This is a genomic window from Pseudomonas sp. GZJR-8, assembly GCF_002916705.1.
In the GTDB taxonomy this organism is placed as follows: domain Bacteria; phylum Pseudomonadota; class Gammaproteobacteria; order Pseudomonadales; family Pseudomonadaceae; genus Aquipseudomonas; species Aquipseudomonas synxantha_A.
Map to the genome: position 1 here is coordinate 506,124 of NZ_JXSI01000002.1, position 13,864 is coordinate 519,987.

The 13,864-nt window shown below is 61.1% G+C and carries 11 protein-coding genes and 4 tRNA genes; 13 read left to right on the forward strand and 2 right to left on the reverse strand.

Annotated elements, in window-relative coordinates; all coding sequences use genetic code 11:
* Nucleotides 1-2 precede the first annotated feature (2 nt).
* From TK42_RS05550 to TK42_RS05580, 7 genes are all read left to right on the forward strand, one after another.
* Nucleotides 3-78: transfer RNA gene (locus TK42_RS05550), tRNA-Ala, on the forward strand.
* A 79-nt stretch (nt 79-157) separates the two neighbouring features.
* A tRNA-Glu gene (locus TK42_RS05555) sits at nt 158-233 on the forward strand.
* A 50-nt stretch (nt 234-283) separates the two neighbouring features.
* Nucleotides 284-359, forward strand: a tRNA-Ala gene (locus TK42_RS05560).
* 80 nt (nt 360-439) lie between these two features.
* Nucleotides 440-515, forward strand: a tRNA-Glu gene (locus TK42_RS05565).
* A 182-nt stretch (nt 516-697) separates the two neighbouring features.
* A complete protein-coding gene (locus TK42_RS05570; protein WP_103733781.1) occupies nt 698-1,237 on the forward strand; it encodes a TetR/AcrR family transcriptional regulator in 540 nt (179 codons plus the stop codon).
* An 87-nt stretch (nt 1,238-1,324) separates the two neighbouring features.
* A complete protein-coding gene (locus TK42_RS05575; RefSeq protein WP_005789778.1) occupies nt 1,325-1,759 on the forward strand; it encodes a thioesterase family protein in 435 nt (144 codons plus the stop codon).
* Between the two features lie 55 nt (nt 1,760-1,814).
* Nucleotides 1,815-2,795: a tRNA-dihydrouridine synthase gene (locus tag TK42_RS05580; protein WP_005789777.1), complete on the forward strand. Its 981-nt coding sequence runs from the start codon at nt 1,815-1,817 to the stop codon at nt 2,793-2,795.
* Here TK42_RS05580 and TK42_RS05585 read toward each other — a convergent pair.
* Together TK42_RS05585 and TK42_RS05590 are read right to left on the reverse strand one after the other, a co-directional pair.
* The gene (locus TK42_RS05585; protein ID WP_103733782.1) at nt 2,734-6,054 is read right to left on the reverse strand and encodes an EAL domain-containing protein; all 3,321 of its coding nucleotides are present in this window, start codon (nt 6,052-6,054) and stop codon (nt 2,734-2,736) included. The two genes, TK42_RS05580 and TK42_RS05585, sit on opposite strands and share 62 nt — an antisense overlap.
* A gap of 66 nt (nt 6,055-6,120) precedes the next feature.
* Nucleotides 6,121-7,011 (reverse strand): LysR family transcriptional regulator, encoded by an 891-nt coding sequence (locus TK42_RS05590; protein ID WP_005789775.1) that lies wholly within the window; start codon nt 7,009-7,011, stop codon nt 6,121-6,123.
* Between the two features lie 140 nt (nt 7,012-7,151).
* Here TK42_RS05590 and leuC point away from each other — a divergent pair, with 140 nt between their 5' ends.
* The 6 genes from leuC (at nt 7,152) to TK42_RS05620 (ending at nt 13,703) form a co-directional block, all read left to right on the forward strand.
* Nucleotides 7,152-8,570: a 3-isopropylmalate dehydratase large subunit gene (leuC, locus tag TK42_RS05595; RefSeq protein ID WP_005789773.1), complete on the forward strand. Its 1,419-nt coding sequence runs from the start codon at nt 7,152-7,154 to the stop codon at nt 8,568-8,570.
* Nucleotides 8,571-8,580: 10 nt separating this feature from the next.
* The gene (gene leuD, locus TK42_RS05600) at nt 8,581-9,225 is read left to right on the forward strand and encodes a 3-isopropylmalate dehydratase small subunit (RefSeq protein WP_005789771.1); all 645 of its coding nucleotides are present in this window, start codon (nt 8,581-8,583) and stop codon (nt 9,223-9,225) included.
* 137 nt (nt 9,226-9,362) lie between these two features.
* Nucleotides 9,363-10,127 carry a class I SAM-dependent methyltransferase gene (locus TK42_RS05605; protein ID WP_032880244.1) on the forward strand — a complete coding sequence of 255 codons (765 nt, stop codon included), beginning with the start codon at nt 9,363-9,365 and terminating at the stop codon, nt 10,125-10,127.
* Between the two features lie 53 nt (nt 10,128-10,180).
* A complete protein-coding gene (gene leuB, locus TK42_RS05610; RefSeq protein ID WP_032880245.1) occupies nt 10,181-11,263 on the forward strand; it encodes a 3-isopropylmalate dehydrogenase in 1,083 nt (360 codons plus the stop codon).
* 64 nt (nt 11,264-11,327) lie between these two features.
* Nucleotides 11,328-12,440: an aspartate-semialdehyde dehydrogenase gene (asd, locus tag TK42_RS05615; protein WP_005789767.1), complete on the forward strand. Its 1,113-nt coding sequence runs from the start codon at nt 11,328-11,330 to the stop codon at nt 12,438-12,440.
* Nucleotides 12,441-12,692: 252 nt separating this feature from the next.
* A complete protein-coding gene (locus TK42_RS05620) occupies nt 12,693-13,703 on the forward strand; it encodes an aspartate-semialdehyde dehydrogenase (protein ID WP_103733783.1) in 1,011 nt (336 codons plus the stop codon).
* Nucleotides 13,704-13,864: the final 161 nt, after the last annotated feature.

A 13,864-nucleotide genomic window follows, 5' to 3' on the forward strand; every position in this document is an offset into this window, starting at 1 on the left:
GAGGGGCTATAGCTCAGCTGGGAGAGCGCTTGCATGGCATGCAAGAGGTCAACGGTTCGATCCCGTTTAGCTCCACCAATTTACAGGTTCAAGGTTCCGGCCACACCGTCCTTGAATTGATCAGGTCTCAGCTCTGATCAGATGTACAGAAGGTTTTGTCCCCTTCGTCTAGTGGCCTAGGACACCGCCCTTTCACGGCGGTAACAGGGGTTCGAGTCCCCTAGGGGACGCCAGTTTCAACAAGCAGCTCGAAAGGTCTGCTGCGTCGCGAGACGAAAAATCCGGGGCTATAGCTCAGCTGGGAGAGCGCTTGCATGGCATGCAAGAGGTCAACGGTTCGATCCCGTTTAGCTCCACCAATTTTACAGGTTCAAGGTTCCGGCCACACCGTCCTTGAATCGATCAGTTCTCAGCGCTGATCAGTGTATAGAAGGTTTGTGTCCCCTTCGTCTAGTGGCCTAGGACACCGCCCTTTCACGGCGGTAACAGGGGTTCGAGTCCCCTAGGGGACGCCACGATTACCCGCTTTGCGGGATTTTTAAGGGTCATTCAATTATTGAATGGCCCTTTTGTTTGTCTGGCGTTCGGCCATTTTCTTGATTGATTCCATTTTTTTGTTCTGACCGGCGGTCGTACCTTTCGCTTGCGCAATATTATTATGGTAATAATATCCAACCCATGAAAGACGGAGGCCTTGATGAGCGATAAAAAAGCGCAAACCCGCGAACGTATTTTGCAGGCTGCCAGCGCGGCATTGATCCAGCGCGGCCCGGCTGAGCCGAGTGTGGGGGAGGTCATGGGGGCGGCAGGGCTGACCGTCGGTGGTTTCTACGCGCACTTTGAAAGCAAGGACGCCTTGATGCTGGAGGCGTTCAGCCAGTTGCTGGCGCAGCGCCGGGCCTCTATCGACGATCTGGACGCGCAGCTCACCGGCGAAGAGCGTCGGGCGCTGGTGGCGGCCTTCTATCTGTCACGCAAGCATCGTGATTCAACCTCCCAGGCCTGCCCCTTGCCGGCCACAGTTGGCGAGATGGGTCGCTTGCCCGACGCATTTCGCGAGGTCTTGAGCGAGCACGTGGAGCTGATGACTGCGCAACTGGCCGACAGCCCTGAAGACATCGACAAGGCGCTGGCGGACATGGCCTTGATGGTGGGTGGCCTGACATTGGCTCGCGCACTGGGGCCGGGTGAGTTGTCGGACCGCGTAATCCGAGCGGCCAAGGCGGCGGTGCGCTGAAGAGGCGCGCCTCGACTGCCGCCGTCTACAGCAGCGGCAAACCGCCTGATACACTGCCCCGCCGACATCAATCGACTGGAGCAAGGCATGGGCTGGGATTTGGCAACGCCGTTTATCATCGATCTGCAGGTTGCGCCTGAAGACATCGACGGCCTGGGGCACGCCAACAACGCGGTGTACGTGTCCTGGTTGGAGCGTTGCGCCTGGCGCCATTCCCAGCGCCTGGGGCTGGACCTCACCGAGTATCGCCGCCTGGACCGCGCCATGGCGGTGGTACGCCATGAGATCGATTATCTGGCGGCAGGCTATGAAGGCGATGAGCTGCAACTGGCCACCTGGATCGTCGACTGGGATCAGCGCCTGAAAATGACCCGTCGTTTCCAACTGGTACGCCCCCGCGACGGCGCGACGCTGCTGCGCGCGCAAACCACCTTTGTGTGCATCGAGTTGTCCAGCGGCAAACCCAAGCGTATGCCTGCCGAGTTTATTGAAGGTTACGGTCCCGCCCTGACAGGGGGTTAACGGTCCTCGCCGGAAACCCAGTAAACTGCGCCACGATTTTTGTTGAGTGTTTTCCATGCAAATTGCTTTGGCGCCCATGGAGGGGTTGGTCGACAACATCCTGCGGGACGTGTTGACCCACGTGGGCGGTATCGATTGGTGTGTGACCGAATTTATTCGCGTCAACGACCGCCTGCTCACCCCTGCGTATTTCCATAAGCTCGCGCCGGAACTGCTGCACGGTGCCCATACCGCTGCGGGTGTGCCGCTGCGTGTGCAACTGCTCGGCTCCGACCCGGTGTGCCTGGCCGAAAACGCTGCCCTGGCCTGCGAGCTGGGGTCTGAGGTGATTGACCTGAACTTTGGTTGCCCGGCCAAGACCGTCAACAAGTCCCGGGGTGGCGCGGTGCTGCTCAAGGAGCCGGAGCTGCTCAACCAGATCGTCGAGCACGTGCGCCGTGCCGTGCCCGCCCACATTCCCGTGACCGCCAAGATGCGCCTGGGCTTCGACAGCCCGGATGGCGCGCTGGTATGCGCCACCGCGTTGGCCGAGGGCGGTGCTGCACATATCGTCGTCCACGCGCGCACCAAAGCCGATGGCTACAAGCCGCCGGCCCACTGGGAGTGGATCCCGCGGGTGCAGGACGTGGTCAAGGTGCCGGTATTTGCCAATGGTGATATCTGGAGCGTCGAAGATTGGAAGCGTTGCCGTGAAATCAGTGGCGCCGAAGACATCATGCTCGGCCGTGGCCTGGTGGCGCGTCCTGACCTGGCAAGGCAGATTGTGGCGGCCAAGGCCGGTGAGGAAGTGGTCGAGATGACCTGGGCGCAGATGCAGCCGATGCTTCAGGAGTTCTGGCGCCAGTCGGTGGCGCAACTGACTGAAAAACAGGCACCCGGCCGCTTGAAGCAATGGCTGGCGATGCTGACGCGCAACTACCCGCAGGCGGTGGAGCTGTTCACCGCGCTGCGCCGCGAGACCGACCTGCAATGCGTCAGCCGTCTGCTGGGCATGCAGCATCCGGTCCCGCTCGACCCTGTTCCAGCAACCGCCTGAAGCCTTCTATCGGCAACGGACGGCTGTGCAGATAACCCTGGAATAAATGGCAGCCCAGCTTTTGCAGGAACGCCAGTTGCTCCGGGGTTTCCACGCCCTCGGCGATCACGTCCAGGTTCAAGCTGCGCGCCATGGCTACGATGGCGCGGATGATCTCGGCGTCATTAGGGTCGTGGGTGGCATCGCGTACGAATGACTGATCGATTTTCAATGCATCCACGGGCAGGCGCTTGAGGTAGGTCAGGGATGAGTAGCCGGTGCCGAAGTCATCCATTGCGAAGCTCACGCCGAGCTTTTTCAGGCGACGCATCTTCGCCACGGTATCGTCCAGGTTCTGGATCACGATGCCTTCGGTGATCTCCAGTTTCAGCAGGCTGGAGGGCAGTTGATGCTGCTTGAGGCTGTGTTCTACCCGTTCCACAAAGTCGTTCTGGCGAAACTGCCGCGGGCTGATATTCACGCACAGGCTGAAATTGAGCGGGTCTACCAGACCGTCGGCAATCAACTGGGCAAAGGCGCCGCAGGCTTCATCGAGAATCCAGGTGCCGACTTCCAGGATCAGGCCGCTGTCTTCCAATACCTTGATAAATTCCGTCGGCGACTGCGCGCCCAGTTGCGGATGTTGCCAGCGCACCAGGGCCTCGGCCCCCACAATCCGGTTGCCACGCGCATCCACCTGGGGCTGGTAATGCACGCTGAACTCGCCGCGTGACAGGGCCAGGCGCAGGTCGGTCTCCATGCGAAGGCGCTCGCTGGCGGTTTTTTGCATGCTGTTGTGGAACATCTGTGTGGTATTGCGCCCTGAATCCTTGGCGCGGTACAGGGCGATGTCGGCACGCTTGAGCAAATCGGCTGGCGTGGTGCCGTGGTCGGGAATCAGCGCTACGCCGATGCTGGGCGTGACCTGCAAACGATGGCCGTCAAGGAACATCGGCTCCGACAGCAACTCACGCAATGTATCGGCCACGCTTTGCACCTGGTCGCTGACCTCCTGGCGCTTACCCTCAAGACCGCTGAGCAGCACCACAAACTCATCGCCGCCCAGGCGTGCCACGGTGTCCTCCATGCGCACGCTGGCTTCCAGGCGTGCGGTGACGATTTTCAACACGGTATCGCCCACCGGGTGGCCGAGGGAATCGTTGATGTGCTTGAAGTGGTCGAGGTCGAGGAACAGCAGGGCGCCGCGCAGGTTGTGGCGCTTGAGCAGGGCGATCTGCTGGCTCAGGCGGTCCATCAGCAGTGCGCGATTGGGCAGGTTGGTGAGCGGGTCGTGATAGGCCAGGTGGCGGATCTGCGCTTGGGCGTTTTTCAGCAGGCTGACGTCTCGTGCGGTCAGCAGCAGGCAGGGGGTTTCGTTCAGGGTGATCGGCTCGACCGAGACCTCCACCGCCAGCACCTCGCCTCGTTTGTTGTGCCAGAGCATTTCCAGATGATGGATGCGGCCCTTGATCTGCAACTCGGCCAATAATGCCGCGCGCTGGTTTTCATCGGCCCAGATGCCGATCTGGTACAGGGTCAGGCCGATGGCTTCTTCGGTGCGGTAACCGGTCAGGCGGCAAAAACCGTCATTGACCTCCACATAACGGCCGGTGTCGCGTTCGGTGATTGAAATCGCGTCGGGGCTGGAATGGAACGCTTTGGCGAACTTCTCTTCACTGGCCTTGAGGGCGGCTTCCGAGCGTTGCTGCTGGGTGATATCCCGAAGGGTGGTGACGATGCAGGGTTGGTCGCTGACCTTGATCAAGCGGCTGGAGATGACGCAGGTCAGGCTTTGGCCGTCCTTGTGATGCATCACGATGGCCACATTGCTCAGGGCCTGTTCGCGAATCACCCGCTCGATGCGTTGCAGGCGCTTGCTGGAGTCGTCCCACAGGCCGATTTGTTCGGCGCTTTTGTCCAGTACTTCGGCGGCTGTCCAGCCAAAGGTCTGGGTAAACGCCGGGTTGATCTCGATAAAGGCGCCGCTTTCCAGACAGGTCACGCAGATAGGGTCGGGGCTGGCCTGGAACAGGCTGGCAAATTTTTCCTCGGAGGCGGTGAGGCGTTGCTCGCGTTCGACCTGATCGGTGATATCCAGCAAGGTGCCCGCCATGCGCAGGGGTTTGCCTGCTTCGTCGCGGTACAGGCGCGCACGGCTTTCCAGATAGCGTGGGCTGCCGTCCTCCAACTGCACGCGGTAGGTCAATTGGTAGTTGCCGTCCGGGCCTTCACGCAAGCTGCGGTAGGCATTGCGCATACCCTCGCGATCCTGGTCGGACATCCCTTCGAAAAACGCATCGAAGGATTCATGAAAGGGCGCGGGTTCGAGCCCGTGCAGTTGGGCGGCGCGGGCCGAGCCGTAGAGCATGCCGCTGGGGATGTGCCAATCCCAGGTGCCCAGTTGCGCGGAATCCAGGGCCAGGTCGAGGCGCTCCTGGCTGTCTTTGAGCGCTTGCTCGGCGTTTTTGCGTTCGGTGGTGTCCAGGAACGTGCTGATCAGGTAAGCCTCACCGTCCAGTTCCACCTTCTGGGCGCTGAGCGTGCCGTCGTGGATCTGGCCGTTGCTGGCGCAGAACTGCACCTCCATGGTGATGGGTTCGCCTTTGCGCTGGGTGGCCTTGACCAGCAGTGCACGCTGCTCCGGATGGCGCCACAGGCCCAGTTCCAGGGTGGTACGGCCGATGGCATCGGCCACCGGCCAGCCGAACAGCATTTCGAAATACTGGTTGGCTTCGCTGATCAAGCCATCGGCCTGGCGGGTCAGTAGCACCATGTTCGGGCATAAATGGAACAATGTGGCGAAGCGCTTTTCGGAGTGGCTGAGGGCGTGTTCGCGGTCGCGCTGATGGGTGATCTCGCGGATCACTCCGATCATGCGGCGCCGTCCGGCTTTTTCAGGCGCGAGGCTGCCGCTGATTTCCAGCCAGTGCAGGCTGCCATCGGGCCACTGGATGCGATGGTGCATGGCGCGTTCGAACGGCTCTCCTGCCAGGACCGCGTGAAAACCACGCACCACCCGTGCGCTGTCTTGCGGGGCCAGCAAGTCAAGGTAGTCGAGGTCCTTGGGCAAGGGTTGATGCGGGTCAAAGCCGAATAACGCTTGAGTGCCCCGTGACCAACTGATTCTCCCCGTGTCGATTTCCCAGCACCAGGCGCCCAGCCGGGCGGCATTCAGGGCTGCCAGCAATTGCGGGGCACTGTCCCAGCTTTGCTCCGCCGCTTTGGGGTCCAGGGCGTAGATGCGGGGCAGGGGAGGTACGGGGTCGCCGGGGTTGCGCATTGTCAATGGGCCTTGGCTCGGTGAGAAGACAGCGCGGTTTTCCTTGAAACCCGAGGCCGCACAGTGTCATGCCGGTAACCCTGGCAGATCGACCTGTGCATCCAGCAGGCTCATGAAAGCCCGCGCAGCGTTCGATAGCGTCCTTTCTGTATGCACGATATAGCCTAGCTGGCGACTGAGTTGTATGCCCGGCAAAGCGATACTTGCCACTTGATCATCGAGCATGGTGCGCGGCAACACGCTCCAGGCCAGGCCGATGGACACCATCATCTTGATGGTTTCCAGGTAGTTGGTGCTCATCGCAATATTTGGCGCAAGCCCCTGGGCTTCGAACAGGCGGCTGACAATATGGTGCGTAAAGGTGTTGCCGCCGGGAAACACCGCCGGGTGCCTGGCGATATCGGCCAGGCTGATGGAACCGTTGCTGATCAGGCTGTGTTCCGGCGCTACCACAAAGTCCAGCGGGTCATCCCATACCGGCGAGGCGCGCACCAGATGGTGCGGCTCGGGCGCCAGGGTGATTACCGCCACTTCGGCGCGACCATGGAGTATTTCTTCGTAGGCCACTTCTGAATCCAAAAACTGAATATCCAGTGCCACGTTTGGGTATTGCCGTGTGAAGGTGCGCAGGATCGGTGGCAGGCGGTGCAGGCCTATATGGTGGCTGGTGGCCAGAGTGAGGCGCCCGCTAACCTCCCCTGTAAGGTTGGTCAGGGCGCGGCGGGTGTCGTCCAGCACGTTGAGGATTTGATAAGCGCGCGGCAGCAAGGCCCTGCCGGCTTCGGTCAAGCCGACTTCACGGCCCAAGCGATCAAACAAGCGCACTTTCAATTGCTGCTCCAGGCCCGCGATGCGTTTGCTGATGGCGGGCTGCGTCAGGTGCAGGCGTTCGCCGGCCCCCGAGAAGCTGCCGGTCTCGGCGATGGCGATAAAAGCATTGAGGTTGGCCAGATCCATGGTGCTATTCCAGTTGGTAATCCAAAGCATAAAAAATATGAATTTGAGTTATTTAATGTAGCGCCATACCATCAGCCTCACAAGCCAAAGGGTTATTGAAAAGCCCGGCGTATAGAAACACCGCTGATGAGGACCGACTGATGGCCGGCAAAACGCTTTACGACAAGCTTTGGGATTCCCATGAAGTGAAACGTCGCGATGATGGATCGTCGCTGATCTATATCGACCGTCACATCATCCATGAAGTGACCTCGCCCCAAGCGTTCGAAGGCCTGCGACTGGCCGGGCGCAAGCCTTGGCGCGTCGACTCCATCATCGCCACGCCGGACCACAACGTGCCGACCACTCCTGAGCGCAAGGGCGGTATCGAGGCCATTGCCGACCAGGTTTCGCGTTTGCAGGTGCAAACCCTCGACGACTATTGCGACGAATACGGCATCACCGAATTCAAGATGAATGACGTGCGCCAGGGCATCGTCCATGTGATCGGGCCGGAGCAGGGTGCGACCTTGCCGGGCATGACCGTGGTCTGCGGCGACTCCCACACCTCTACCCACGGTGCGTTCGGCGCCCTGGCCCATGGCATCGGCACCTCCGAGGTGGAACATGTGTTCGCCACCCAGTGCCTGGTCGCCAAGAAAATGAAGAACATGCTGGTACGCGTCGAAGGCCAATTGCCGTTTGGCGTGACCGCCAAGGACATCGTGCTCGCCGTGATCGGCAAGATCGGCACCGCCGGCGGTAACGGCCACGCCATCGAATTCGCCGGCAGCGCCATTCGCGACTTGTCCATCGAAGGGCGCATGACCATCTGCAACATGTCCATCGAGGCCGGTGCCCGTGTGGGCATGGTGGCGGCGGATGAGAAAACCGTGGAGTACGTCAAAGGTCGCCCGTTTGCCCCGCAAGGCGCCGATTGGGACGCCGCCGTCGAAGCCTGGAAAGACCTGGTGTCCGACGCCGATGCGGTGTTCGACACCGTGGTCGAACTCGACGCTGCGCAGATCAAGCCGCAAGTCAGCTGGGGCACTTCGCCCGAAATGGTCCTGGCCGTTGACCAGAACGTACCGGACCCGGCCAAAGAGGCCGACCTGGTCAAGCGCGGCTCCATCGAGCGCGCCCTGAAGTACATGGGCTTGAAGGCCAACCAGGCGATCACCGACATCCAGTTGGATCGCGTGTTCATTGGCTCCTGCACCAACTCGCGGATCGAAGACCTGCGCGCCGCGGCGGTGATCGCCAAGGGCCGCAAGGTTGCCTCGACCATCAAGCAAGCTATTGTGGTACCGGGTTCCGGCCTGGTGAAGGCGCAAGCCGAAGCTGAAGGCCTGGACAAGATCTTCCTCGAAGCCGGTTTTGAATGGCGTGAACCAGGCTGTTCGATGTGCCTGGCGATGAACCCGGACCGTTTGGAGTCGGGCGAGCATTGCGCGTCCACCTCCAACCGTAACTTTGAAGGGCGTCAGGGCGCCGGTGGCCGCACCCACCTGGTCAGCCCGGCCATGGCCGCCGCCGCTGCCGTCAACGGTCGTTTCATCGACGTTCGCGAATTGATCTGAGGAATACCCGATGAGAGCTTTTACCCAGCACACAGGTCTTGTAGCGCCGTTGGACCGTGCCAACGTGGACACTGACCAGATCATCCCCAAGCAGTTCTTGAAGTCGATCAAGCGCACCGGTTTTGGCCCCAACCTGTTCGATGAGTGGCGCTATCTGGATGTGGGCTACGCCTACCAGGACAACTCCAAGCGCCCGCTGAACAAAGACTTTGTGCTCAATGCCGAGCGCTATCAGGGCGCCAGTGTGTTGCTGGCCCGGGAAAACTTCGGTTGCGGCTCCAGCCGTGAACACGCGCCGTGGGCCCTGGAAGAGTACGGCTTTCGCAGCATCATCGCGCCCAGCTATGCCGACATCTTCTTCAACAACAGCTTCAAGAACGGCCTGTTGCCGATCATCTTGAGCGATGCCGAAGTGGATGAGCTGTTCCAGCAAGTGGAAGCGAATGTGGGTTATCAGCTGACCGTGGACCTGGCCGCGCAGACCGTCACCCGTCCGGATGGCAAGGTGTATCACTTTGAAGTGGATGCGTTTCGCAAGCACTGCCTGATCAACGGCCTGGACGATATCGGCCTGACCTTGCAGGACGGCGATGCGATTGCCGCGTTTGAAGCCAGGCACCGGGCGAGTCAGCCTTGGTTGTTTCGCGATGCCTGATTTGCGGTAGGCAGGACCGCCGCCATCGGGAGCAAGCCCCCTCCCACATTTGAATGCGTTCGCATATCAACATGTGGGAGGGGGCTTGCTCCCGATAGGGCCAGAACAAACACCACAAGGTCCATTGAGGAAAGCCCATGACTACCACCGCCCACACCCAAGTCGTGCAAAAACAATTCGGCGAACAGGCTGCGGCCTACCTGAGCAGTGCCGTGCACGCCCAGGGCACCGAGTTTTCGCTGCTGCAGGCCGAGCTGGCCGGGCAGGGCGCTGCACGGCTGCTGGACCTGGGTTGCGGTGCCGGTCATGTGAGTTTCCAGGTGGCGCCTCTGGTTAAAGAAGTGGTGGCCTATGACCTGTCCCGGCAGATGCTCGACGTGGTCACCGCCGCCGCGAAAGATCGCGGCCTGCACAATATCCGCACCGTCCACGGCGCCGCCGAGCGTCTGCCGTTCGCCGATGGCGAGTTCGACTTCGTGTTCAGCCGTTATTCGGCCCACCACTGGAGTGACCTGGGCCTGGCCCTGCGGGAAGTGCGCCGCGTGCTCAAGCCGGGCGGGGTGGCGGCGTTTGTGGATGTCTTGTCACCGGGTAGCCCATTGCTGGACACTTACCTGCAAACCGTCGAAGTGCTGCGCGACACCAGCCACGTGCGAGATTACGCCGCCGCCGAGTGGATGCAGCAACTCAGCGAGTCCGGTCTGCATGTGCGTAACAGTCTGCGCCAGCGCCTGCGCCTGGAGTACACCTCGTGGGTCGAGCGCATGCGCACGCCAGAGGTGCTGCGTGCGGCAATCCTTGAGCTGCAAAGGGCGATGGGCCAGGAAGTGCGCGATTATTACGAAATTCAGGCCGACGGCACCTTCAGCACCGACGTGCTGGTGGTCTTTGCCCAGTGTTGATTGATTTTTCCCGACCTGCCCACGGGCGGGTCGCTTGATGAAATGAGGAACCCATGAGCAAGCAGATTCTGATTCTCCCTGGCGACGGTATTGGTCCGGAAATCATGGCCGAAGCGGTCAAGGTGCTGGAGCTTGCAAACGCCAAGTACAGCCTGGGCTTCGAGCTGAGCCACGACGTGATCGGCGGCGCGGCCATCGACAAGCACGGCGTGCCCCTGGCTGACGAAACCCTGGACCGTGCCCGTGCGGCCGACGCCGTGTTGCTCGGCGCCGTGGGCGGCCCGAAGTGGGACAAGATCGAGCGTGACATCCGCCCGGAGCGCGGCCTGTTGAAAATCCGCGCGCAACTGGGCCTGTTCGGCAATCTGCGCCCGGCGATCCTCTACCCGCAACTCGCCGATGCCTCAAGCCTCAAGCCGGAAGTGGTGGCGGGCCTGGATATCCTGATCGTGCGTGAGCTGACCGGCGGTATCTACTTCGGCTCGCCACGGGGCGTGCGCGAGTTGGAAAATGGCGAGCGCCAGGCCTACGACACCCTGCCGTACAGCGAGAGCGAAATCCGCCGTATTGCCCGGGTCGGTTTCGATATGGCCCGTGTGCGTGGCAAAAAGGTGTGCTCGGTGGATAAAGCCAACGTGCTGGCCTCCAGCCAACTGTGGCGCGAAATCGTTGAGGAAGTGGCCAAGGATTACCCGGACGTCGAACTGAGCCACATGTACGTCGACAACGCCGCGATGCAACTGGTGCGTGCGCCCAAGCAGTTCGACGTGATCGTCACCGACAACCTGTTCGGCGACATCCTGTCCGACCAGGCGTCCATGCTCACAGGTTCCATCGGCATGTTGCCGTCGGCGTCCCTGGACACCAACAACAAGGGCATGTACGAGCCGTGTCACGGTTCGGCGCCGGACATCGCAGGCCAGGGCATTGCCAACCCGCTGGCGACCATTTTGTCGGTGTCGATGATGCTGCGTTACACCTTCAACCTGAGTGAAGCGGCCGACGCGATCGAGAAAGCCGTCAGCCTGGTACTGGACCAGGGCCTGCGCACCGGGGACATCTGGTCCCAGGGCTGCACCAGGGTCGGAACGCAAGAAATGGGCGACGCAGTAGTCGCCGCGCTGCGGAATCTGTAATCTCTCGGGCCCGCTTGCAGTTGTTGCTGCAAGGCGGCCCACTTTTTAACAAGGTGTAGTTGCGATGAAACGTGTAGGTCTGATCGGTTGGCGCGGTATGGTCGGTTCCGTGCTCATGCAGCGGATGCTGGAAGAGCAGGATTTCGATCTTATTGAGCCGGTGTTTTTCACCACTTCGAACGTAGGTGGCCAAGGGCCGTCCGTGGGCAAGGATATTGCCCCGCTCAAGGACGCCTACAGCATTGAAGAGTTGAAGACCCTCGACGTGATCCTGACGTGCCAGGGTGGCGACTACACCAGCGAAGTCTTCCCCAAGCTGCGCGAAGCCGGCTGGCAGGGTTACTGGATCGACGCCGCTTCCAGCCTGCGTATGCAGGATGACGCGGTGATCATCCTTGATCCGGTCAACCGTAAGGTCATCGACCAGCAACTGGATGCAGGCACCAAGAACTACGTGGGCGGCAACTGCACCGTCAGCCTGATGCTGATGGGGCTCGGTGGCCTGTTCGAAGCCGGCCTGGTCGAGTGGATGAGTGCCATGACCTATCAGGCTGCTTCCGGTGCCGGTGCGCAGAACATGCGCGAGCTGATCAAACAGATGGGCGCGACCCATGCCGCTGTCGCCGATCAACTGGCCGACCCGGCCAGCGCGATTCTCGACATCGACCGTCGTGTGGCCGAAGCCATGCGCAGCGACGCCTACCCGACCGAGAACTTCGGCGTGCCATTGGCCGGTAGCTTGATCCCGTGGATCGACAAGGAACTGCCCAACGGTCAGAGCCGCGAGGAGTGGAAGGCCCAGGCCGAGACCAACAAGATCCTCGGTCGCTTCAAGAACCCGATTCCGGTGGACGGCATCTGCGTGCGCATTGGCGCCATGCGTTGCCACAGCCAGGCGTTGACCATCAAGCTGAACAAAGACGTGCCGATCGCCGATATCGAAGGCTTGATCAGCCAGCACAACCCTTGGGTCAAGCTGGTGCCGAACAACCGCGATATCAGCATGCAGGAGCTGAGCCCGACCAAGGTCACCGGCACCCTGAATGTACCGGTGGGCCGTCTGCGCAAGCTGAACATGGGTAGCCAGTTCCTCGGTGCGTTCACCGTCGGCGACCAGCTGCTGTGGGGCGCGGCTGAACCGCTGCGTCGCATGTTGCGGATTTTGCTGGAGCGTTGATCGCTTTCTTGCATTGAAGAACCCCGCGCTCTGGTGACAGGCGCGGGGTTTTTTATTGTTCTGTCGGGCGCTATCGGGAGCAAGCCCCCTCCCACATTCAACCCAGTTCCAACCTTGAAATGGAGGGCAAGTGTGGGAGGGGGCTTGCTCCCGATAGCGCCATCAGCCACACCACAAGGCCCAGGCTAATTGCCTCACCCCCAGCCACCCGGTAAAGTGCCGCTCCCCCCTGCAATGCCCGAGGCAGCCCCCATGACCCAGACCTTTGAAATCGCCGTGATCGGTGCCACCGGCACCGTGGGTGAAACACTGGTGCAGATCCTCGAAGAACTGGATTTCCCGGTAGGCACCCTGTATTTGCTGGCGGGCAGCAACTCGGCGGGGGCTTCGGTGCCGTTTCGTGGCAAGAACGTGCGGGTCAAAGAGGTCGACGAGTTCGATTTCAGCAAGGCGCAGTTGGCGTTCTTCGCAGCAGGCCCGGCGGTGACCCTGAGTTTCGCCCCGCGCGCCACAGCCGCTGGCTGTTCGGTGATCGACTTGTCCGGTGCATTGCCTGCCGAACAGGCGCCGCCAGTGGTGCCGCAGGCCAACGCCCAGGTGTTGAACGGTTTGAAAAAGCCGTTCCAGCTCGCCAGCCCAAGCCCGTCTGCCACCTACCTGGCGGTAGTGCTCGCGCCGTTGCGGGGTTTGGTGGACATCCAGCGCGTGAATGTCACCGCCAACCTGGCGGTCTCTGCCCAGGGCCGGGAGGCCGTCAGCGAGTTGGCGCGGCAGACCGCTGAGTTATTGAACGTGCGTCCACTGGAACCGAAGTTCTTCGATCGGCAAATGGCGTTCAACCTGCTGGCTCAAGTCGGTACGCCAGACGCCCAAGGTCATACAGCCTTGGAGAAACGCCTCGTACACGAGCTGCGTGCCGTGCTGGAAACACCTTTGCTAAAGATTTCCGCAACCTGCGTTCAAGCCCCGGTGTTTTTCGGCGATAGCCTGACAGTGTCGTTGCAATTGGCCGCGCCGGTCGATCTGGCCGCAGTCAACCGTGCACTCGATGCTGCGCCGGGTATCGAGCTGGTTGAGGAGGGCGATTACCCAACGGCTGTAGGCGATGCGGTCGGCCAGGATGTGGTTTACGTAGGACGCGTACGTGCAGGTGTCGACGACCCCGCGGAACTAAATCTGTGGTTGACGTCAGATAACGTACGCAAGGGCTCGGCCCTGAACGCTGTGGAGCTGGCGCAGTTGTTGATAAAAGGCCTTGTGTAAAAGATACTTGGCGGCAATTTGTAGATTGATTCTAGCCAGGCGCTATGCTTGGTTCCAAGTGAAACACAAGCGCGTCGGTGACCTATCGGCTCGCCATGCCTTATGGCAGCGGTTACCAACCTTCTCGCAGGGCGGGGAGCGTTCAAACAAAGGATGAGGCT

What these genes read in the sequence shown, in the direction of transcription:
- TK42_RS05585 (WP_103733782.1), bottom strand. Translation starts at nt 6,054, where the DNA reads ATGCGCAACCCCGGCGACCCCGTACCTCCCCTGCCCCGCATCTACGCC.
- leuB (WP_032880245.1), top strand. Translation starts at nt 10,181, where the DNA reads ATGAGCAAGCAGATTCTGATTCTCCCTGGCGACGGTATTGGTCCGGAA.
- TK42_RS05580 (WP_005789777.1), top strand. Translation starts at nt 1,815, where the DNA reads ATGCAAATTGCTTTGGCGCCCATGGAGGGGTTGGTCGACAACATCCTG.
- leuC (WP_005789773.1), top strand. Translation starts at nt 7,152, where the DNA reads ATGGCCGGCAAAACGCTTTACGACAAGCTTTGGGATTCCCATGAAGTG.
- TK42_RS05570 (WP_103733781.1), top strand. Translation starts at nt 698, where the DNA reads ATGAGCGATAAAAAAGCGCAAACCCGCGAACGTATTTTGCAGGCTGCC.
- TK42_RS05605 (WP_032880244.1), top strand. Translation starts at nt 9,363, where the DNA reads ATGACTACCACCGCCCACACCCAAGTCGTGCAAAAACAATTCGGCGAA.
- asd (WP_005789767.1), top strand. Translation starts at nt 11,328, where the DNA reads ATGAAACGTGTAGGTCTGATCGGTTGGCGCGGTATGGTCGGTTCCGTG.
- TK42_RS05620 (WP_103733783.1), top strand. Translation starts at nt 12,693, where the DNA reads ATGACCCAGACCTTTGAAATCGCCGTGATCGGTGCCACCGGCACCGTG.
- leuD (WP_005789771.1), top strand. Translation starts at nt 8,581, where the DNA reads ATGAGAGCTTTTACCCAGCACACAGGTCTTGTAGCGCCGTTGGACCGT.
- TK42_RS05590 (WP_005789775.1), bottom strand. Translation starts at nt 7,011, where the DNA reads ATGGATCTGGCCAACCTCAATGCTTTTATCGCCATCGCCGAGACCGGC.
- TK42_RS05575 (WP_005789778.1), top strand. Translation starts at nt 1,325, where the DNA reads ATGGGCTGGGATTTGGCAACGCCGTTTATCATCGATCTGCAGGTTGCG.